A 21,093-nucleotide genomic window follows, 5' to 3' on the forward strand; every position below is an offset into this window, starting at 1 on the left:
CCCTTGGCGCAACGAAAGCCCCTGTTCTGATCCTCCGCTTTCTTCTGCCAAGCCTCTCATCTGGAGCGCACGCCAATGTATTTCAGCCACCATAACTTTTTTAAATTGATTATTACTTTCATTATCGTATTGTTTATGTTATAGTTAATCTACTGGAGACTTATGTAGCCAAGGATGGCATGCAGAGAAGCCGTGGACCTATGACCAGGGAGTCGGGCCATGAAGACGTGTGTATGCCTTTGCGGTATATTAGCGGCAGTATTTTTGCTCGCTTGTTTCCAGGCCCAGGCCGCGGTGGTGGGCCGTTTTACCCAGGTGGATGGTCGGGTGGATCTCCTCAAAGGGGGCAATCTTCCAGCCACTCTGATCAAGGTCGACGACACCGTAGAGCCCCAAGATGTAATCCGCACCAAATCCCTGTCTAAAGCCCAAATCACTTTCATCGACAACAGCGTCATCACCATTTCCCCGGAAAGCCGTGTTGCCATCGAAACTTATGTGGTGGACCTGGCGCAAGGAAAACGCCAGGCGGTGCTGGAGGTCTTTCAAGGCCTGGCCCTGGCCCTGGTCAATAAAATCTACAAAGCCGAGGAACCGGATTTCGTCGTTAAAACCCATACCGCCATTATGGGAGTGCGAGGCACCGAAATCGGCATTCGCGTCCACCCCAATAGTTCAACCATCATGAATTTTAAAGGCCTCACCCAGGTTGGCAATATCTTTCCGGAGGTGAGCCAATTGTTTTTGAAGGCCTTCAAAGTCGCTTACTCCTTCGGCCCCTTGAACGATAAGTCCGGCCGTTGGGTGTTTTTAAAAGATATGCAAGGCACTACAGTGGACCGCAACCTGCCCCCCACCTTGCCTTATGGAATCACGAGCCAAGACCGCGATCTATTTATGCGGCAACTCACCACTGCTGCCCCCCAGGTGAACAAAAACTCCCAGGACACCGCCCGCAACGCCGCTCTGAACCCTGCGGCCGCAACCATGCCGGTCAGCTTGCCTGGTGCACAAGCCATATTAACTATTCTGAATACTGTCACCGTGCCGCCAACAGTGACACAGCCGACGGTGACGCCCACTGCGGTAACCCCAAGCCAGCCTACCGCCCCACCCCCGAGTCTGCCGAAAAACAGTGGCCCGCTCGGTGGGGACAGCAACAGACTCCTCCAGAACGTTAAATCGCCTACTCCTTAAACCAACAGGTTGGGCCCGTGGTCTCGCCTCCTCTCCCCGGGGGAGGCAGCCGCGCCGAGAGCCTGATCTTCAAACCAATGTGCATTCAAATGGTGGCACAGGCGAGATGCCTGTGCAGGGACAGGCCACAGCCTGCGACTACCCGAAATAACTTTTTGAACGCAACGTTGTATCTATCCCTGCCCCGCCCGATTCCCGCTGCTCTATCCTGATCCTCGCACGAGGCCCTCGTCGGTTACCGTGCCCCTGGCCAGCACAGCTTCAGTGGACCCTTGCCCGGCCATGGTTTTTTCAAGAAAACTAAAGAATTTTTTTCCAGATGCCGATATTATAGGATAATAGGAATGTGACCTTATAGTTTGGGTCATAGCCTGTAACCATCGCCCCTTAACGGGGTCGTCCAGAGGCAAAGCTAATGAAAAGACACTTCATGTTCAAGTCTATGCTGATGGTTTGCGCAGCAATGCTGACTTATGCGACTGTAGCCGGTGCCGCGACCGTAGGCCGTTTTACCCTGGTTGAAGGCCGGGTGGACCTCCTGAAGGACGGCAACCTGCCCGCCACAGTCGTCAAGGTTGACGATGCGGTGGGGTCCGGAGACGTCATCCGCACCAAGTCCCTCTCCCGGGCCCAAATTACCTTTATCGACAATTCCACTCTGACCATTTCTCCGGAAAGCCGCATCGCCATCGAAGAATTCACCTTTGACGCGGCCCAGAACAAGCGCAGTGCCGTGCTGAAAATTTTTCAGGGTCTAGCCCTGGCCGTCGTCAACAAAATCATCAAGGCCGATGAACCGGATTTCGTGGTCAAGACCCATACCGCCATTGTGGGGGTAAGGGGCACCGAGTTCGGCGTTCGCCTCAGTCCCAACAGTTCGACAATCTTGAATTTTATGGGCGCAACCCAAGTGGGCAACATCTTCCCTGAAGTGAGCCGGTTGTTTCTCAAGGCCTTCAAAGTGGCCTTCTCCTTCGGCTGGAACAATGGCACCAATCGGTGGGTCCTCCTGAAAGCCATGCAAGGAACCACGGTGGGGCTCAATGTGCCCCCGACCAAGCCCTTCGCCATCAGTCGGGAAGATCAGATGCAGTTCATGCGCCAACTCGCCACCAATGCCGGTGGCCGGGGTAATGCCCCCCAGGGCCTGCCCCAAACCATCGCGGGTTCGTCCATCCCCACGACCGGGCCGCCCTCCATCACCACCCCGGGCACCCCCAGCACGTTGAATCTGCTGACCACCGTGACCGTGCCGCCCACACTGGCGCCCCAGGCCAAGACACCTCCTCCAACGCCCCCTGCCGTCTCCGCACCTACGCATAGTACCAGCACCGGCAGCACTGGTAGCACCGGTAGTATCAGCACCGGTTACTAACCACTCCGCCATAGGCCACTATCCGGACCGCACGCCCGTGGTCCACAAGACCACGGGCGGTTTAACCGCCGGGCCTCAATCATATTCCCCAGGGACAGCGCCGTGTCGGGTGCTGTCCCTGGGGTTGCATGGGTTCGTGCCAGGTTGGCGAGCTTGCCGCCCTGATTTTATGCCAAGCCGTCCCGGTCGGTTACCGCCAATAACTGGTCTTAGCCGTTTAAAAATATTTACTTATGGTGCGGATCTTCTTATGATAGCCCCAGCACTCAGGGAACCGGGCCGCAGGGTGGAAGCTTGAAGCACGTTCAATGTGCTGGCCGGCAACCATACCGGGCTGATTCCCGGACCGGAACCCAAAACCGCCAAGAGGCTGGTTTCCGCTTATGATGCGCCGCCTGGCCGCTTTTGTGAAATCGCCCATCGCCCGCTGGATCACCGGCGTCACCCTGCTGATGGCTTGCCTGCTCGTTTGGCGTCCCACCTTCACCGAGTTTATCGAACTCAAGCTCTACGACCTCAAGTTCCGGTTTCGGGGAGCCCGTGCGCCCGGCAAAGATGTAGTCATCGTGGCTATCGACGACGACAGTGTGAAGACGGTGGGGCGCTGGCCCTGGTCCCGGGAGAACATGGCCCGGCTGCTTACCGGTCTGAAAACGGCCGGTCCCCGGGTCATAGCCTTGGACATCGTCTTTGCCGAAAAAGAAGAGACGGTGGCCTACCAGGCCATCAGGAATCTCTGCGATGAGATCGCCCGGCGGGGCGCCTCGCCGGAAGTGCTGGCTCTGCTGGAGGCCGAGAAAAACAAAGCCGACGTGGACCGGCTGCTGGCCAAAGTCCTGTCCCAAGGTCCTCCCACCATTCTGGGGTTCTTTTTCGAGAGTGTCGGCGGCAAGGCTGGGGGAGTACAGCCGGAACAGCTCATGGGCGGCACTTTCCTCAAGGCTTCCACCTATAACGTGGTGCGCCTCCTGGATACCCAGCCTTCCCAGGTTCCCCTGGTAAGCGCCACCGGAATTGAGCGCAATCTGCCGGAAATCACCGAGGCCGCGGCGGGCGACGGCTATTTCAACATGATTCCTGATCCCGACGGCACGGTGCGCTGGTTTCCCATGAGCATCCTGTATGGCGGAGAGTTCTTCGCCCCTCTGACCCTGGTGACCCTGTCCCATTACCAAGACAAAGCCCCCATGGCCATTACCCTGTCCCATTGGGGAGTGGAGGGGATTCGCCTGGGACGCCGCCAGGTGCCGGTGGACCGCTATGGCCGGCTGCTCATCAATTTTTTGGGCCCCGCCGGCCTCATCCCCACCTATTCCGCCGCCGCCGTCATGAACGGCAGCTTGCCGGCCGGGGTCTTAAAGGACAAGATCGTCCTGGTGGGGGCCACGGCCGTGGGTATCTACGATCTCCGGGTCACCCCTTTCTCCGGGACTTTTCCCGGGGTGGAGATCCAGGCCACCGCCATGGACAATCTGCTGCATGGCAATTTCATCAGCACCCCTCCCTTGGCGCTGGGTATCATGCTGCTGATTCTGGTGGTACTGGCCATCCTGCTGGGTCTGGTGCTGCCCCGGCTCTCCGCTGTCCTGTCCTTCATCTTCACCCTCATCGTCCTGGCAAGCTACGTGGGCCTCAACTACTACCTATTCAGCCGCCAGGGTATCCAGTTGGATCTCTTCTATCCCCAGGCCCTCATTGTCCTGGTCTTTCTGGGAGTGACCTCGCAACGGTTCCTGGCGGAGGAGGAGGAGCGGAAACGTATCCGCAAGGCCTTTGAATCTTATGTGGCTCCCACCGTCGTCCAGGAGATGCTCAAGCACCCCGAGCAACTGCGCCTGGGAGGGGAGCGCCGGGAGATCACTATCCTGTTCACCGACATCCGGGGCTTTACCACCATGTCGGAAAAACTCGACCCCCAAGCCCTGGTGACTCTGCTCCACGACTTCCTCAATCCCATGAGCAACATCATCATCAACCAGGGAGGCACCATCGACAAGTACATGGGGGACGCCATCATGGCCCTCTTCGGTGCCCCCCTCGCTCAACCGGATCACCCCCACCTTGCTTGCCGGGCCGCCCTGGAAATGGTGTCCAGCCTGGCGGCCTTGAACCAGGATTGGGCCGCTCAGGGCCGTCCACCTTTGCGGGTCGGGGTGGGGGTCAACACCGGCCCGGTAGCCGTAGGCAACATGGGGTCCGACCGTCTCTTCGACTATACCGCCATCGGCGACAATGTGAATTTGGCCTCCCGCCTGGAGGGGCTCAACAAATACTACGGCACCTCTATCCTGATCAGCCAAGCCACTGCTGCAAGCTTAGGAAACGACTTCATTCTCAAAGACGTGGATCGGGTGCGGGTTAAGGGGAAAGCCCAGGCGGCCCGCATCTATGCGCTGTTAGGAGAAGGTGAACCCGGTCCGGAACTGGCCCGGTATCTGGACCTCTACCACCGGGCCCTGGCCTTCTTCCGGGAAGGCCGCTTCGCCGAGAGTCTGACTGCTTTTGGGCAGGTCCTGGAGGTGCGCCCCGGGGATGCCGCCTGCCAACGCTACGCCGCCCTGGCCCAAAAGTACCTGGAAAACCCGCCGGGTCCCGACTGGGAAGCCGTGACGGTCATGGATGGCAAATAGGTCAGGAAGTCACAATGGCGTTCAGAACACCCCCCAGGATGGTGGAATAAAAGAAAAACGAAATCACGCTGTGGATGAGAACCATCCGCCGTTGGACTTCGTTGGTTACGTTGACATCACTCATGGCATAGGTCAAACCCACGGTAAACGAGACATAGAGGAAGTCCAGATAGGTAGGCTCCGGCGACCCGGGAAAGGTAAAGCCCTGGCGCATGCCCCCGGCAAAGAGGCGGCCGTGGCGATCCGTATCTTCATAATACAGCCGGGCGTAATGCTGTCCCACGGCCGTGTGCAGGAGAAACCAGGACATGACCACGGCCCAGACGCTCAAGGCCACCAGGCGGCGGGCGTGGGTCGGATGCTCATTGCCCACCGAGGTGAGGATGACGCCCACGCTGATATTGCCCAGAAGGGCCACCAGGATCAGCACGATCAGCAGAAAGACCCGGTTAGGCTCATCCCGGGAGACCCTTTGTTTGGTCATGGGGCCGTCGGCCTGAAAAATTACTATTCCCAGCAAGCCCAGGTAGATGTTCAAGGCCAGTATCCAGCCCAGGAGAAAGGCGACCTTCCCACTAAACCCGAACCGTTCCCAGCAGATGAGCGCCGCCACCGCTCCCAGGAAGAGCGCCAGCACCGCCCGGTACTGGTCATGCAACTCCCAGGCGAAATGACCAACCCGCTTTTTGAACGTCATGGTGAGCCCCTCCTCCCATCTTCGCCCTAAGGCTGCGAAACTTTTTGGTTCTCCTGGTAAGCGCTGATCATCAAACCCCCGGTGGCATAAAAGGAGTCCCGGCCCACCAGGTCGATGATCCCCGAGCGTTCCAGTTGGTCATAAACCTCATCTGCAACCTCGGAAAATACTAGCCTGATCCCATGCGCTTTGAGGATGGTATAAAGGTGGCGCAGAGTTTCAGCTGCGGAAAAGTCAATATCGTCCACCGCGGCGGCGTCAATGCAGAACCAGGCCAGAGGCGGGCTCGCCGCCTTGACCAACTTGGTGACCTGCTCGGACAGCAGCGCAGCATTGGCATAGTACATGCCGTGGGAAAAGCGATAGACCAGCAGCCCCGGCAGCATTTGGGCCTGAGATTGGACCGGTTGGGTCTTCCAGCCCCCCGACCGGGCCGCCACGATCAACGCATTTTTCGGGCGGTAGCCGTGCCGGGTGTGGCTCACCAGCGACAGGAACATGGCCAGGAGGATGCCCTGCTTTACACCCACCAGGACCACGGTGGCCGCGGTGATGAGGGCCACCCAAAATTCCCAGGGGCGCTCCCGGTAGATACGGCGCATCCCCTTAATGTCGATGAGGTCCACGCAGATGAGGAAAACCACCGCGGATAAAACCGCGGCCGGCATGTAGGCCAGCGGACCGGTCAGGAACAACAGCACCAACAGGACGATGCTGCTGCTGGTGATCTGGGCCAATTGGGTGCGGCCGCCGGCGCTGTGCACCATCTCCGAGGCCGTGGGGCTGCCGTTGACCACGAAGGCCCCGGATAGCCCGGCCCCGATGTTGGCCACGCCCAAACCCACCAGGTCTAGGTTCTCGTCCAGGCGCTCGTTATAGCGGCTGGCATAGGCCCGGGAGGTGGCGGCGCTTTGGGCCAGGATAACCACGAAAATAGAAAAGGCTGTAGGCAAAAGGGTTAGCAGCAGACCTGTGTCCAAGGGCACCCGAGGCAGGCCGAATTCCGGCAAACCGCTGGGCACGGCCCCCAGAGTGGCGACGCCATGGGATTTCAGGTCAACGGCCCAGCTCACCACGATGGCGCCGACCACGGCAATGAGCGCTCCGGGGATTTTTTTGGAAATCCTGCGGGAACCCAGAATGATGGCCAGGACGACTACGGCGATGGCCAGGGTGTAAAAGTTCGTCTGGTGGAGATGCTGGAGATCGTAGATGAGGTGCCCAATGGGGCTATGCCTGCCACTGGCCAGCCCCAGCATGCCCCCGATCTCCATGAGGGAAACCTGGACCCCCACCCCGGTGAGAAACCCCACCAGCACGGTGCGGGACAAAAAGTCCGCCAAAAAGCCCAGGCGGATTAAGCGGGCCACAATAAGGAACCCGGCCGCCATCAGGGCCAGCAAGCTACAGAGGGCCATATATTGGGGGGAACCCGTGGCGGCTAAACCCATGAGACCGCCGGCGATAATCGCGGCGGTGGCGGAGTCGGCTCCCACCACCAGGTGCCGGGATGATCCGAAAATCGCAAAGAGCGACATGGGGATGAGGATGGCATAGAGGCCGGTGATCACCGGGGTGCCGGCGATCTCGGTATAGCCCATGGCCTGGGGGATGTTCAAGGCTGCCAGGGTGATGCCCGCCACAATATCTGCGGGCGCCTGTGAGCCCTTAATCGGCAAAATCCCCTGGAGGATCGGGACCCGGTTGCTTTTGGCCTGAGTGGCGGGGCTCGCCATGGCTGCTCCTTGTCTAAGCCCGGAGATTGGCCCGGTGAGGCGGCAGGTCTCTGCTGCTGCCGATAACCAGGCGGATCGGGCCAGAAGCCCTAAAGTCCTTCAACCAAGCGTTCCGCGGCGTTGGTCTCTTCGGTTAACCTCATTTTATTTTCTGCGACTTCTTCCATCAGCCTTTTGAGTTCCTCACGATCAGCCTCGGGCTTGATGAAGCCTTTGCGTTCCTGACGCTCTTCAAAGGCATCGGCCATCTCATCAGCCAGGTCGAGATACAGGTTGGTTACCGGCTTGACGAGGGGCTTGAGGATAACCCCAACGATGGGAAAGACTATCGGGGCCAACACGGCGACTCCGGCAACGGTCAGCAACGTAATAAGAGGACGGGTGAATAACAAATTAAACATGGCTCATCTCCTCCTGCCAGGAAAGTGACTGCGCCCCAAGGCCTTTCCGTCCATAACAGAAATTACATATACCATTTCCGGCGAGTTATGAACAATTACCTAAGCCGCGGATTATAAATTCAAGAACAGAGCCAGCGTGGGAGTATAACTGTAGGACGAGTTTTGGGGCCAATGGCTTGGGTGATGGCGGAATCCGTGACAATGGGGCGGGTAGTGCTGGGCAGGGAGGGGTGGGTGAGTTTCGTGGAGGCCCTCTGCGTTCTCTGCGCCTCTGCAGTGAAAAAAAAATAACCGCAGAGACGCTGAGGGCGCAGAGATAAATGTGTCAAATTATTTATGACGCTATGCACATCATGCCGCCTCTCTGAAGTGCGCCCCCGGGGTCGTGATTCAAAAATCCGTCTCGGCGGCCGCGCCCCCCTCCTGGCTTTCCATGGCTTCTTCCACCATTTCATCCACCTCGCCAGGGAAGTCTTCGCCCATTTCCTGCCCCATCTTCTTGAGCACTTTGGCGACACTCTTGGGATCATTTTCATCCATCCCGGACCAGGCCGCGGGGTCGGCCAGGCGTTCCATGCGCGTCTCTTCGGAGAGGCGCACATGCACTCGGGACAGCACCCGCTCCAGAGAGGAGCCGCCACACTGCTTGCACACCGGGGTGAACGGTTCGTTTAGATTTAAGATGAGAAACCCTGAAATGCGTCGACAATCCTGGCAGCGAAACTCGTAAATCGGCATAGAACTTCTCCTGACATCGCCTGCAGCCACAACTCAAACTCTTCTGCCTGCCACCTTAGCCTTCGGAGGCTAATTCCGCACCCTGACCTTCATTTTTTCCAGGCGGGTCAACTGCAACCGGGCTTCGGTGTAACGGGGGTCACCGGGGGACAAGTCCTTGACCGCCCTTTGAAAGTGAAACATGGCGGTAGGCAGGGCTTTGACATAGAGACTATAAAACGCCAGATAATAATGGGCCAGCCCCAATTTCCCCTTCTGGCCGTAAAGGGTTCCCAGGTTGTAGTAAACATCGCTGAAGGTAGGATTGAGCTTGTGGACCTTTTCAAACAGGGGCAAGGCCTGATCGGTCTTCTTCTGCTCCTGATAGATCCGCGCCAAATAATAAAGCGAGACGTCATCCTGGGGATAGCGCAGGGAAAGCTCATTAAAGCTCTTTTGGGCCTCGGCAAACTTATTATGGTCGAAATAAAAAACGGCCAAGTCCCGTATAATCAGGGGATTATCCGGAGCGAGCTGCAAAGCCTGTTGAAACGCTGCCAGGGCTTCGTTATCACGGTCCAATTTGGCCAACGCCAGAGCGCGACCGTAGGGGTAGACGGGATTATTGGGCTCGTGCAGCGCATCCAGACTCATCCGCCGCAGGAGTTGGTTCGCGTTGCCGCTCAGGGACTCCAGTTTGGCGGTGAAGAATTGAAAAGCAGGATTGTCTTTTACAGGCTGTAATTCTTTTTGGTGCACCACCAACTGGTGGGAGAGTTCCACAACCCGATTGTCCACATCCGGGTGAGTGCTGAGATAGATGGGCAGCTTCCCCCCTTCCAGCCAGCGTTGCTTATTCATCTTATTGAATATGCTTACCATATCCCGGGGGTTATACCCCGCCTTGAGCATCCACTTGAACCCCATGGCGTCGGCCTCGGATTCGTTATCCCGGCTGTACTTCAACATGGCGCTTTCCCCGGCGGCCATAGAACCCACCATGAGGGGCACGCCTACCCCTCCCAAGAAAACGGACGCCAGGGCCCCGATCATGCTGGCAATGCTGACCGCTCGGGATTTTTCCATCATCTTGGACATGTGCCGGCAAGAGACATGGGAAATTTCGTGGGCCATTACCCCGGCCAGTTCCCCCTCCCGCTCGGCCATGCGAATCAAGCCCGTGTGGATGAAAATATAGCCGCCCGGCACCGCAAAGGCATTCATGCTAGGGTCGTCCACAATAAAAAACTTGTACTGAAACGGCTGGGGCCCTATTTGGGCCACCAGTCTCTGACCTAATTTATTTAAGTATGAAGTCAGGAAAGGGTCTTTGACGAGTGGGATTTCTTGCTGAACTTCAAGGAGAAATTGCTCGCCGAGCTGCTTTTCCTTTTCGACGCTCAAGCCGCCGGACATCATATCCCAAAAGGCCCAACTGGAACGAACGGGCGCCAGGAGCAAGCTCGTAGCCAGGATAATGATGGCTACCAGCCTCCAGCGAGAACTTTTATTCATGATGGACGGGCTCGGAATCGGAAAGAGCGGTGGCTAAAGGGTCCTGGGAAGAGAAGGCAGATTCGTTGTCCTGATCTATCTGGATCTTGGGGGCGTCCGACCAGAGATCTTCCAAATTATAAAAATCCCGCAACGGCTCAAGGAAGATATGGATCACCATGATATTGTAATCCAGTAACACCCATTGGCCTTCTTCACGGCCTTCAACCCCCAGAGGCTGAAGTCCGGCCCGGCTCAGGGCCTCTTCCAGATGTTCGGCCAGGGCCAGCACATGCCGTTTTGACCCGCCCGAGCAAATGACGAAATAGTCCGCAAACGAACAAAACTCGCTCACCTTCAGGAGCACCGTGTCAATGCCCTTATGGGCGACGATGGTCCTGACGGCCAATTCTACCGGTGCTGCCGGGGTGAAAGGGGCTGAAGTTGCCGCCGCGTTTTCCTCCTAAGTATAAAACTTATGGTTTATTATATATCTTCGCACCGCCTCCGGCAAGAGGTAGCGAATGGAATGCCCCTGTCGAACCAGGTTCCTGATTGTGGTGCCTGAAATATCCAGGAGCGTGGTTTCCTGGAAAATCACTTTGTGGCCGTCAGGGTGCTTAAAACCGTGCTCACCCTGAAGGGGCTTAAATTGCGGATGGACTTCCCGGAGGAGGACCTCCCCCAACAGGTGGCGGTCATAGCCGGGGCGATCCAGGACCACAAAATGGCTTAAGGTGAAAAGGTCCCGATAGTCCTTCCAACTGGCGATTTCCAGAACGGCATCCAAACCCAGAATAAAATAGAGCTCCCACGTTGGACCTACTTCCCGGCGGACCTGCCGCAGGGTTTCGATGGAGTAGGATCTCCCCGGCCGCCGCCCTTCCAGGTCGGATACCGACATCACCGGGTGGTCGCCCACGGCCAGCCGGGTCATCTCGAGGCGGGTTTCGAACGGAGTGATGCCTTGCGCGGCCTTGTGGGGCGGCTCGCCCGCAGGAATAAACCAGAGGCGGGTCAATCCCAGGGCCTCACAGACTTCTTCGGCGGACCGCAGGTGCCCGTAGTGGATGGGGTTAAACGTGCCGCCGAAGAGCCCCAGACGCGGCGTCGCCTCAGGTTCTGATCTGTCCGTCGCCATAGACGATAAACTTGGTGGTGGTCAGCTCTTCCAGACCCATGGGCCCGAAGGCGTGGAGCTTGGAGGTGTTGATGCCGATTTCCGCGCCCAAGCCCAACTCGCCGCCATCATTGAAGCGGGTAGAGGCGTTGACCAGAACCACCGACGAGTCCACCTCCTTTAAAAACCTTTGGGACCGGGCATAATCCCGGGTGATGATGGCCTCGGTGTGGTTGGAACCATACCGGGCGATGTGCGCCAGGGCCGCGTCCAGGTCCGACACCACCTTCACGGCCAAAATCAGGTCCAGAAATTCCGCGCCCCAGTCGGCCTCCTGGGCCGGGGTTATCGAGGCAATGATTTCACGGGTAACGGGGCAGCCCCGTATTTCTACGCCAGCCTGGCTTAAGCGAGCGAACATTCGGGGCAAAAACTCAGGCGCCGCAGCTGTGTGGACCAGCAGGGTTTCCATGGCATTGCACACCCCGGGACGCTGCACCTTGGCGTTGAAGCAAATCGCTTCGGCCATTTCCAGGTCGGCGGAGTCATCCACAAAGATGTGGCAGACCCCCTTGTAATGCTTGAGCACCGGGATGCGGGAGTGTTCCGCCACGAAGCGGATCAGTCCTTCGCCCCCCCGGGGGATAATCAGGTCCACCAGCTCGTCCTGCTTCAACAGCTCCAAAGTGGCCTCCCGGGCCACGCTGGGGATGACCTGCACCGCGGCGACAGGGGCCCCGGCCTCGGCCAGCGCATCCTGCATCACTTGGGCCAGGGCCAGATTGGCATGCAGGGCCTCTTTGCCGCCTTTGAGGATAACCGCGTTCCCACTCTTAAGGCAGAGAGCGGCGGCATCCACCGTCACATTGGGACGGGACTCATAAATAAAGCCGATAACCCCCAAGGGAATGCGCTGTCTCCCCACTTTCAGGCCGTTGGGGCGCACCCACATGCCGGTGACGGCCCCCACCGGGTCGGGCAAAGCCGCCACTTCCTGGAGACCCTTGATCATCGAGACAAATACTTTATCGGAAAGCGTGAGCCGATCTATAAATGCCGGAGCAAAGTTCTGGGCCCGGGCCGCGTCCACATCCCGGGCGTTGGCCGTCTGTATCCCGGTCTGGCGTTCCTTCAGCAAGTCCGCCACCCGGAGGATGACCCGGTCTTTCACCTCCCGGGACAGCGTGCCGACGCGCCGGGCGGCGCCTTTGGCCTCTTGGGCCATATGATGAACCATTTCTGGGATATCCATGTGTCTGCTCCGTTGCTTGGTTACTTAAAGATGGTAGCCGAAACTGGGAAAGAGCGACCACGTTAATTCCCTTGCCGCTTTGCCCCCTTATAAAAATCTTTGCAGCCGACCAGTTCCGAAACCGTCACCATGCGGTAGCCTTGGGCTTGCAGAGCGGGCAGGATAGTCTTCAAGGCCTCCACCGTGGGGTGACGGTCCGCTCGGGTCTCTGCGCAACAGTCGTGAAAAATAATGATGTCGCCGTTTTTCACCCGGCCCAAGACATTGTGGATAATGGCCGGGGCCGCCAACCCCTGCCAGTCGCCGGAATCCAGGCTCCACATGACCATGCGCCGTCCGGTATGAGCCATATAAGACTTTAGCCGGTCATCCCAGGCGCTGTACGGGGGCCGGAACAGCCTGGATGTCTGGGGGCAGCCCACCAGGTCCAGACCCACCGCGGTGCGCTCCAACTCCCGCTCCCTGGAGGCCTGGTCCGCCTTGGTCATCCGGGGATGGCTGAAGCTGTGATTGCCCACTTCGTTGCCATCTTTAAGCAGCGCCTGCACCAACCCGGGGTTTTTCTCCACCTTGTGCCCCATGACAAAAAAAGTGCCCTGGGCGCCATACTGCTTGAGTAAGGCCATGATTTGCGGAGTATAGATGGGTGAGGGGCCGTCGTCAAAGGTCAGGGCCACGGCTTTGACATTGGCTGGTCCGGCCCAAATGGTCACAGGGTCGGCCCCCCAGGCCGTCCCCAGCGCGCCGCCGCAGTACACTGCCAACAGCATCAGAATCATCCTCAACCGCAGGCGGATAAATCGTTGCATCCGGTTATTTTACCTGGAAATAAGCGAAAATTCAAATGGATAAACCCGGGAAGCTATCTCTGTATTGCAAATACTATGACGTGGAAAAATTAGGTCTTATGATTCGGGGGGCTCCCCCAGCCTGACATTTAGTGGGAAGATTTAGTGATTTCTCTGATGCGCTGTAATATATCTTGATACTTATATTTTTCGGCCATCTCTTGAATCGTCTGCACCGTCCGCTCATCATGCTTACTTTTTTCCAATGCCATGTACAGTCGCATAGACGCTTCTCGCGGCCGGTGAAAACGCTCCAGGATGGCGGCCCACTTAATCATTTCCGGAGGATCGGGATAAACTCCCAAAGCTCCTAACTGTTCGTATGCTTCTAAGGCCTTGGCATCGCTGCCAGCCTCCTGATAGCACGTCGCCATCGCCAGATAGATGTGAGGGTTATCCGGCATAACCTCCTTGGCCTGACGAAGATAATAGAGGGCTTCATCGGTTCGACCCAAGGCCGCCAGAGGATAAGAGATATTGGTCAAACATTCAAGCAGATTAGGCTTTTGCCACTTAGGAATCATGACGTGCGCGGTTTTAAAAGCCGATACCGCTTCCTCCATCCGACCTAACTTGTAAAACGTAATTCCCAGCTCATTATAAAGTTGACCATAGGTGGGGAATAACTTGATGCCTTCTTGAGCCGTGACAATAGCCTGATCATAGGCCCCGGAACTCCATAGGGCTATGGTAAGATTATTATAAACCGCCGGTTCAACATCACCTGCCCGTATGGCAGCCTTGAGCATACGGACCGCGGCAGGAAAATCTTTGAGGTCATTTAATGTTGCACCTAAGTTACTCATAGCTTTGGCGTAGTCGGGTTTGATCTCTAAGGCCTTTTCATATGACTTGACCGCGCCTTTGTAGTCTTTTTGAATATAACGAATATTTCCTTGGACAAAGTAAAAGCGATATAAATCCGGAACGTTACTTCTTATTACAACTTCAACTTCAAAGGCGAGCTTCGCCAGTTCTTCAGCCTGAATATCTTGGAGGCGATAGAGGGCGTGGAGTAAGCGGGTCTTCTTCAGTTCAAGCTGCACCCCAAAATCATGTGGCCGGAAAGAGAGGGCTTCCTCAAAAGATCGGGACGCCTCATTGAAACGCTCCTCATTGAAAAGCGCCTGACCATAATTGACGTAGGTGGAAAAGAGAGAATAGCGCTGCGTCGTGCCTGACAACTTATCAAGTGAATCCAAAATCTGCGGCCCAAACCCGATTAAGGTGGTGATTATGCCTAAGCAGACCACCAGATCTTTGGAAAACGACATTACGGACTTTTTCGGTTTGCCCGCAGGCGCAGAGGGTTTCTTATTCCCGCTCTTTGTGTCCATACTGCCTCGGAATCCGGATGAAAATTAGACCACTTAGAGTATGCTGTAAATTTATTATAAATAATCGAAAAGCTCAACAATTTCGGTATAACCCCGTAACCCGCAACCCGTAACCCCTCACCTCTTACTGGCCACTGACCACTGACCACTGATCACTGATCACTGTTTTATTACGGTAATCCCCCGTGGGCTGTGGGTCAGCCATTCCACCCCCGCGGGGGTAATGCGGCCGGTGTCTTCCTGGCCGATCATGCCGATCTCCGGCAGAAAAAACTTGGGCTCGAAGGCCAGCACCATATCGGCCTCCAGGGGATAGGGGAACCGGGCCGTGATGAACGGGAATTCATCCAGTTCCAACCCCACGCCGTGGGCCAGAAAACTAACCCGGTCCGCTCCCGGGCCCATAAAGCAGTCCCCCAGGCCCCGGCCCCGGACGGCCTCCGAGAGCACCTGGAAAATGTCCCCGGGTTTAACCCCGGGCCGGGCCGTCGCGACAAAGAGCCGATAGAGTTCCTCCACCGCGTCGAAGGCCTCCCAGGCCGCCTCAGGCAGGGATTCCAGGGCGTACATCCGCGTCATGTCCACGATGTAGCCGTTGACGCAGGCGGCCAGATCGACGCTGATGGGTTCGCCCACCGCCAGCGGTTTTAAAGACGGCCCCTGGGGGAAGGCTGTGCTGAATCCCGGGCCGCCACTGGGGGTGTCGGTGTAGGCCGTCAGCAAACCCGATATTCCGGAGAGCACGTGGCCGTAAAAAACCTCCAAATCCCAGTTGCGCACTCGCACCAAGCCCTGGTGGCCCAGGAGGCGCAGGCGGTATTCCAGGGCTGCGGACACCTCCAGTTCGGACATGCCCGGCTTTAAAAGCCCCGGCACCTCCTCATGGACCTGGTCCAACACGGCTGCAGCCAGACGCACCTGGTCCAGCTCATAGGCGCTTTTGACCATGCGCTGCTGCCGGATGAGGGGTGAGAGGTCCATAATGGCATGCCCGGGGAAGAGCTGCTCCTGGATGCGCTTAAACATCGCGGCAGGGATGACATCCAGCTCCAGGGCCAGGGCCTCCCGGGGCGTAAACCCCGAAGCAGCCAGAATTTTGGGAAGTTCTTTTAAGTCCCGGTACATGGCCCGGGGCCAGGGGCCCGCCTCCGGCGGGTCTTTATGGGGACGGCGCACCAGCAGCAACGGCTGCGAACCGGCGGCCACCGCCAGGAAGCCATCCACCACCGTGCCGGTATAATAGAACAGGTCCGCGGGCTGGCGAATCAGGGCCAGGCCGATGCCGGCCGGCGCCAGCTTTTCTATAAGGGACTCCACCCGGGAGGTGATTTCAACCACCGGCACCGGCTCCATTATTCCTCCTCCTGGCACAAGATCATTTCCAGGCCCTCAGGAAGCCATGCCTGGGTTTATGCTCGGGTTCCATCATTCCTGGTCTTCGTACAGGATCATCTCCAGACTTACCGGACCTTGGGCGCCCAGCACCAGCACCTTTTCGATGTCCGCGGTGCGGGAAGGGCCGGTGAGCCAGCTCACCATGCCCGGTCCCCGGTCCCGGACGTACTCGAGCGCCTGGGACAGGCTCAGATTGGCTCTATCCGGGGGGATCAGGATTATGTGTTGTTTGGCTCGAAAGGACAGAGTGGCCGCGGCCCCGCACCCGGAGTCCACGAGGACGCTCCCGGTCTCGGGGATGGCCCCCAGGGCCACGGAAACTACCGTACCGGCCTCCGGAGCCCACTCGGCCTGGACGATATGGTGTTTAACCCCCAGTTCCGCGAGCCTCCCGGCCACCTGCCGCAGCCAGGGATGATCTTCCAGCCACAGAGGTGCTGCCGCCATTGCCAGCCGCCGGGCCAGGGCGACGGGACCTTGCACCCGGCTCAAGGAACTGCGGGCTTCAGCAAGCCTTTGCTCCAAAAGCGCGCCTGTCGGGGCGGCCCCATGTGTCGGTCGCAGGAACGAATCCAGATTTGTAAGATCGGACTCAGGTGCTTGCTCTCGAGGGGAAGGCCCCGCTAAATTCCTCCCTTTGGAAAAGGGGGGATAGGGGGGATTTAGGTTCTTGCACCCACTCCGGTCCTCCTTCAGGCGGCCCCGTTGTTGGCGATGGAAGCTCTCCGAAGCCAAACGCGGCAGCCCGCGCCCCCAGCCCCGGCGCGCCACAAGCCCGGTCAATCCACGCCATACCAACTCCAGGCCCCGATACCCGCGGGGATGGGCCAGCGCCGCGCCGGCCGCGGCGCTTAAGCCCCGGATAGCCCGGAATCGGCGGCTCTGCCCGCGCAGCCCCTGGATTTTATCGCGCAGCCGGATGCCCACGGGACAAATCTCCTGGCAGGCCCCACATTGGGTGCAGAGATCGCAGATATCTCCCACCGGGGCCAGGTAGGGCGCTAACAAGATGCCGATGGCTCCGGGATAGACCCGGCCGTACAGATGCGCCGCGCCCACCTGAAAAATCGGACAGGTATTGAGACAGGCCCCGCACCGGAGGCAATACAAGGCCTCGGCCATCTCCGGGTCCGCGGCCAGACGCCGCCGGCCATTGTCCAAAATCACCAGATAAAAGGCCTGCTTCCCCCGGGGCTGGATCTTGAGTCCCTGAATGAAGTGGACCAAGGCGGTGAGCCGCTGGCCCGTTGCGCTAGCCGGCAACAGGCGCAGCATCACCTCAACGTCTGTGAGCCGAGGAATGATCTTTTCCAGGCCCATCACGGCCACGTGGACTTTAGGCAGGGTGGCGGTGAAGCGCAGGTTGCTTTCGTTTTCCACCAGAATCAGGGTGCCATCCGGTGTGGCGAAATTGACCCCGGTGATCCCCATCTGGGCCTCATAAAAGCTGGGATTCAAATAGGTTGTGGCCCACCGGGTCAGAGCCTCCGGGTCCGCCGGAATTTGGGCGCCCAGGTGGTCGGCAAAGATTTCGGCAATCTGGTGGCGATTCAGGTGGAGGGCCGGAGCGGTGAGGTGCGCCGGGGGGTGGCCGGCCAACTGCACAATGAACTCCCCAAGGTCTGTCTCCCTGACCATCAGGCCCGCCGCGGTCAGGGTGGGATTGAGCCCGATTTCCTCGGTGGTCATGGACTTGGACTTGACCACCGTCTTGACCCCGTGTTCTTGGGCAATGGCAAGGATCAGCCGCCGCGCCTGGGCCGCATCCTCAGCCCAGAGCACCCGCCCGCCCCAGGCGGTTACGGCCTGCGCCAGGCTCTCCAGGAGCTCGTCCAAACGGGCCACAGCCTCGGTTTTGATGGCCCGGGCCTGACGGCGCCAGGTTTCCCAATGGGGATAGTCGGCAAGCAGCAGGTCCCGGGCTGCCAGGGCGCGGTGCGTCGCCGCCCGGACCGCCGGAGACCTCCCTAAGGTTTCGGGGGGATTGTCTGATTCAGGATTAGCCGTGACGTTCAACGCCGAGGGCTGCCGGGCCAGGGTTATTTAGGCCCAGTGACGCATTGTTCAAAAGCAGCCATCCATTCCGGGAAATGCAGATCTTCCGGCCTTTCCGTCGCAATGACGAGGAATTGGTTGACCTGTTCCTCGAGCCAGGGATGTTTGGCAAAACTATCTAGAGACTCTTGCATCACATCCTTAAAGTCAGCCGGCATATTTTCATCACAGGCAAGCTGGCTTTTCAAATAAGCCAGCATCATTGGAAATGATATCAGCTTCTGCTCTAACCCATAATGCCGCAGTTGATCCTTGATATCCTCCCGCACCCTTTCTGTCGCCATATCACGGAGAAATTCAAAAGGATTGGTGCCACTGAACAGAGAGGGGACGGTATAACGAGCATAATTAAACCTTTTCCCCGTACGCCAGATATCATGGAGAACGTCGTGTTGTTCCGGGCTGGTGGAAATTTTCAACAACGCATCGCGGTATGGCGCCTCAAATTTCGATAAAATTACGTAATAAACCATAATCAAGTTAACAGCAAACATGCCAAAAATGCTGATGGAACGCAGAGTTGGTTGAACGGTACTGGCCCAAATGAACATGAAATAAATAAATACCGATATAGCAATAGTCATTCGTACCATTCGGACGCCGGAAACCTTCATCCGCCTGTCTCGCCGATGAAGAACAAAGTAGATGACCAGCATGATTAAAAGGACTAACTCGATGTAGGCGCTGGAAAGTAAATCTACCAAAAATTGAAACATATCTTCTCCTCTCGTCGGCCAAGGCAGGGCAGGAAGATTATCGAATATGCCGGCAAACACGTAGTGGAACCCTCATCAGCCAGAAGTGAGACCACTGACGTCGTTTATTTTATCATACTCATACACCCAAATCCGAGCAAAATATCCCGGTATGCCGCAAGTCCCTGCCCGTGCCCTTGAGGCCGCGGCCAAGACCGCTAAGCCAGCCCTTCTTATTCGGGCACAAACACCTGGATCTTGGCCCGGCGGCGCTCCCCGTCCAGCCAGGAGGCGAAGAGGAGCTGCTGCTTCTGGTTAAGAAATTGGGTACGCATCCGGTCCCGCTCCTTTTGAAATTCCTGGGGGTCCGGTTCCCGCCGGGCCTTGAAGGCCAGCAGGTAATAGGCGTCTTGCCATAGCAGGGGTTTTTCGGGATACGGGCGTTCCTGGGAAAGTTGGAAGGCGGCGCCGGTGAGGGCCTCGGCCTCCGGCTGCTTGTGGAAACCCTGGAGCCGGGTAAAAAAGCCGCTGTCCTGAACGGTCAGCCCCGCCGCGGCCGCCACCTGGGCCAGGGGCTTGCCGCCCCGGAGTTCCCCCAACAGCCGGGAGGCTTCCTGCTCGGCTTTTTTCCGGGCCAGGTTTTTTTTCAACGCGGCCTTCACCTGGTCCTTGATCTGGGCCAGGGCGGGCAGGTGCGCCGCCTGATATTCCACGCCTTTAAGGACCGCGAACCCGTCCGGCAACTCCACCACCTTGCTGACTTCCTGGGGTTTGAGGTGAAGGGCGGCTTGGTTGAAAGCAGGCTGCACCCCCAGTCCCGGGACGGCATCTTGCAAGGCAAACAGCGGGGTCTCCCGGGAAGTCACGCCCAATTTCTGCGCCACCGTGGCCGGGGAACCCTGGGCCAACTCTTTCTGGGCCTGCTGGGCCGCGTCCTTCGCCAATTGTTGCGCCTGTTCCTCTTTAAGCCGCTGCTCCACCTGCTTGGCGGCCTCAGGCACAGCCTCCGTCTCCTTGATCTCGTCCACCTTGATCAGGTAAATCCCCGCAGGGGTGGCCGCCATACCCACGCCCCCCGGTTTGAGGGCAAACGCGACCTTGTCCCATTCCGGGTGATTCTGGCCGCGTTTGACCACGCCCAGGTCTCCCCCCTTATCCTTGGTGGCCGCGTCCTGAGAGTTTGCTCGGGCCAGGTCGGCGAAATCCGCCCCCGTCTGAGCCTGCCGCCCCAGGTTCTGGGCCTTCTGCGTCACTTGCCGGCGCTGGGCGTCCGTGGCCTGGGCGGGCAAAGTGAGCACGATCTGGTGCGCCTGAATCGCCTTGGCGCGGACATATTCGTCTTGGTGCTCTTTGAGAAAAGCTTGCACGTCATCCGGGCTGAGCTTGACCTTCTTAAGAAAATCCTTAGTCTGGAAGATCAGGTAGTTAACCCGGGCACGGTCCGGCAGACGAAATTCCGCCTCATTCTCCTTATAATAGCGGTCCACGGCTTCGTCGCCGGGATTTTGCTGGGCCAGGTATTTATCCGGGGAGATCGTCAGGTAGTTGACGTCCGTCTCTTCTTGGGTGATGCGGAAGAGTTCCTTTAGTTCCGCATCCGAGACCTTGGCTAAAGAGGTCACTTCCGCGATGACCTTGCGGAGGAGCAGGCGCTGGCGCTCCCCAGCCTCGAAAGCCTGGGGGCTTAGGTGGCTCCGGGTTAGTAGCCAGTTATAGCGCTCCTCGTCGAACTTGCCGTCTTTTTGGAAATAGGGGTAGCTCTGGATCTGGCGGCGCAGCTCGGTGTCGGTCACGCCAAGACCCAGGCGCGGCGCCGCTTGGAGGATCAGGGTCTCTTCCACCAGTTGGCTCAGGGCCATCTCCTTGAGCCGCAGGGCCTTGATCATTTCGGGCGTCAGTTCGCCCGCGGCCCGCTCCTGGTACTGCTTGACCAGGTCGTTGTAATGCCGCGCGAACTCGGTCATGGGGATAATAGTGCCGTTGACTTCAGCCGCCTCCTGGGAGCGGGCCGATTTGTAGGAGCCCACGCCCCAGAAAATAAAGACTACCACGATGGCCCCGATGGCCAAATAGATGAACCAGGAACGGGAAGATTTACGCAGCCATTGTAACATGGGTTCAGATTACCTCGATTTGATGTGCCC

Annotated in this window: 17 protein-coding genes; 3 read left to right on the forward strand and 14 right to left on the reverse strand. The window is 58.2% G+C overall.

The features are described 5' to 3' along the window. The first annotated feature begins 219 nt into the window (after window positions 1-219). The 3 genes from WC600_07580 to WC600_07590 all read left to right on the forward strand — a co-directional run bounded on the left by WC600_07580 (window position 220) and on the right by WC600_07590 (window position 5,202). Window positions 220-1,197 (forward strand): FecR family protein, encoded by a 978-nt coding sequence (locus WC600_07580; GenBank protein MFA4902591.1) that lies wholly within the window; start codon window positions 220-222, stop codon window positions 1,195-1,197. A gap of 415 nt (window positions 1,198-1,612) precedes the next feature. Beyond that, window positions 1,613-2,572 (forward strand): FecR family protein, encoded by a 960-nt coding sequence (locus tag WC600_07585; protein ID MFA4902592.1) that lies wholly within the window; start codon window positions 1,613-1,615, stop codon window positions 2,570-2,572. A gap of 383 nt (window positions 2,573-2,955) precedes the next feature. Continuing rightward, entirely contained in the window at window positions 2,956-5,202 is a 2,247-nt protein-coding gene (locus tag WC600_07590; protein ID MFA4902593.1) for an adenylate/guanylate cyclase domain-containing protein, read from the forward strand. Window position 5,203: 1 nt separating this feature from the next. On the opposite strand, the gene WC600_07595 is transcribed toward WC600_07590, so the two are convergent. From WC600_07595 to WC600_07660, 14 genes are all read right to left on the reverse strand, one after another. Continuing rightward, a complete protein-coding gene (locus WC600_07595) occupies window positions 5,204-5,899 on the reverse strand; it encodes a DUF1345 domain-containing protein (protein ID MFA4902594.1) in 696 nt (231 codons plus the stop codon). Between the two features lie 26 nt (window positions 5,900-5,925). Continuing rightward, window positions 5,926-7,635, reverse strand: coding sequence for a SulP family inorganic anion transporter (locus tag WC600_07600; protein MFA4902595.1), 1,710 nt, complete (start codon window positions 7,633-7,635; stop codon window positions 5,926-5,928). 89 nt (window positions 7,636-7,724) lie between these two features. Continuing rightward, window positions 7,725-8,036, reverse strand: coding sequence for a hypothetical protein (locus WC600_07605; protein MFA4902596.1), 312 nt, complete (start codon window positions 8,034-8,036; stop codon window positions 7,725-7,727). A 390-nt stretch (window positions 8,037-8,426) separates the two neighbouring features. Further along, entirely contained in the window at window positions 8,427-8,774 is a 348-nt protein-coding gene (locus tag WC600_07610; protein ID MFA4902597.1) for a zinc ribbon domain-containing protein, read from the reverse strand. 69 nt (window positions 8,775-8,843) lie between these two features. Continuing rightward, on the reverse strand, window positions 8,844-10,268 hold the full coding sequence (locus tag WC600_07615) for a M48 family metalloprotease (GenBank protein ID MFA4902598.1): 1,425 nt from the start codon (window positions 10,266-10,268) through the stop codon (window positions 8,844-8,846). After that, window positions 10,261-10,656: a ribosome silencing factor gene (gene rsfS, locus WC600_07620; protein MFA4902599.1), complete on the reverse strand. Its 396-nt coding sequence runs from the start codon at window positions 10,654-10,656 to the stop codon at window positions 10,261-10,263. The genes WC600_07615 and rsfS overlap by 8 nt, the downstream gene beginning before the upstream one ends. A 54-nt stretch (window positions 10,657-10,710) precedes the next feature. Continuing rightward, window positions 10,711-11,388 carry a nicotinate-nucleotide adenylyltransferase gene (nadD, locus tag WC600_07625; protein MFA4902600.1) on the reverse strand — a complete coding sequence of 226 codons (678 nt, stop codon included), beginning with the start codon at window positions 11,386-11,388 and terminating at the stop codon, window positions 10,711-10,713. Then, window positions 11,363-12,619, reverse strand: a complete 1,257-nt coding sequence (locus WC600_07630) for a glutamate-5-semialdehyde dehydrogenase (protein MFA4902601.1) — start codon at window positions 12,617-12,619, stop codon at window positions 11,363-11,365. The genes nadD and WC600_07630 overlap by 26 nt, the downstream gene beginning before the upstream one ends. A 62-nt stretch (window positions 12,620-12,681) precedes the next feature. Continuing rightward, on the reverse strand, window positions 12,682-13,428 hold the full coding sequence (locus WC600_07635; GenBank protein MFA4902602.1) for a polysaccharide deacetylase family protein: 747 nt from the start codon (window positions 13,426-13,428) through the stop codon (window positions 12,682-12,684). A gap of 128 nt (window positions 13,429-13,556) precedes the next feature. After that, the gene (locus WC600_07640) at window positions 13,557-14,804 is read right to left on the reverse strand and encodes a tetratricopeptide repeat protein (GenBank protein MFA4902603.1); all 1,248 of its coding nucleotides are present in this window, start codon (window positions 14,802-14,804) and stop codon (window positions 13,557-13,559) included. Window positions 14,805-14,963: 159 nt separating this feature from the next. Further along, window positions 14,964-16,157 carry a Xaa-Pro peptidase family protein gene (locus tag WC600_07645; protein ID MFA4902604.1) on the reverse strand — a complete coding sequence of 398 codons (1,194 nt, stop codon included), beginning with the start codon at window positions 16,155-16,157 and terminating at the stop codon, window positions 14,964-14,966. A gap of 72 nt (window positions 16,158-16,229) precedes the next feature. Next, window positions 16,230-18,215, reverse strand: a complete 1,986-nt coding sequence (locus WC600_07650; protein MFA4902605.1) for an LUD domain-containing protein — start codon at window positions 18,213-18,215, stop codon at window positions 16,230-16,232. 23 nt (window positions 18,216-18,238) lie between these two features. Further along, window positions 18,239-19,030 carry a hypothetical protein gene (locus tag WC600_07655; GenBank protein MFA4902606.1) on the reverse strand — a complete coding sequence of 264 codons (792 nt, stop codon included), beginning with the start codon at window positions 19,028-19,030 and terminating at the stop codon, window positions 18,239-18,241. Between the two features lie 152 nt (window positions 19,031-19,182). Beyond that, the gene (locus WC600_07660; protein ID MFA4902607.1) at window positions 19,183-21,063 is read right to left on the reverse strand and encodes a SurA N-terminal domain-containing protein; all 1,881 of its coding nucleotides are present in this window, start codon (window positions 21,061-21,063) and stop codon (window positions 19,183-19,185) included. Window positions 21,064-21,093: the final 30 nt, after the last annotated feature.

Source organism: Desulfobaccales bacterium, assembly GCA_041648175.1.
Lineage (GTDB): Bacteria > Desulfobacterota > Desulfobaccia > Desulfobaccales > 0-14-0-80-60-11 > 0-14-0-80-60-11.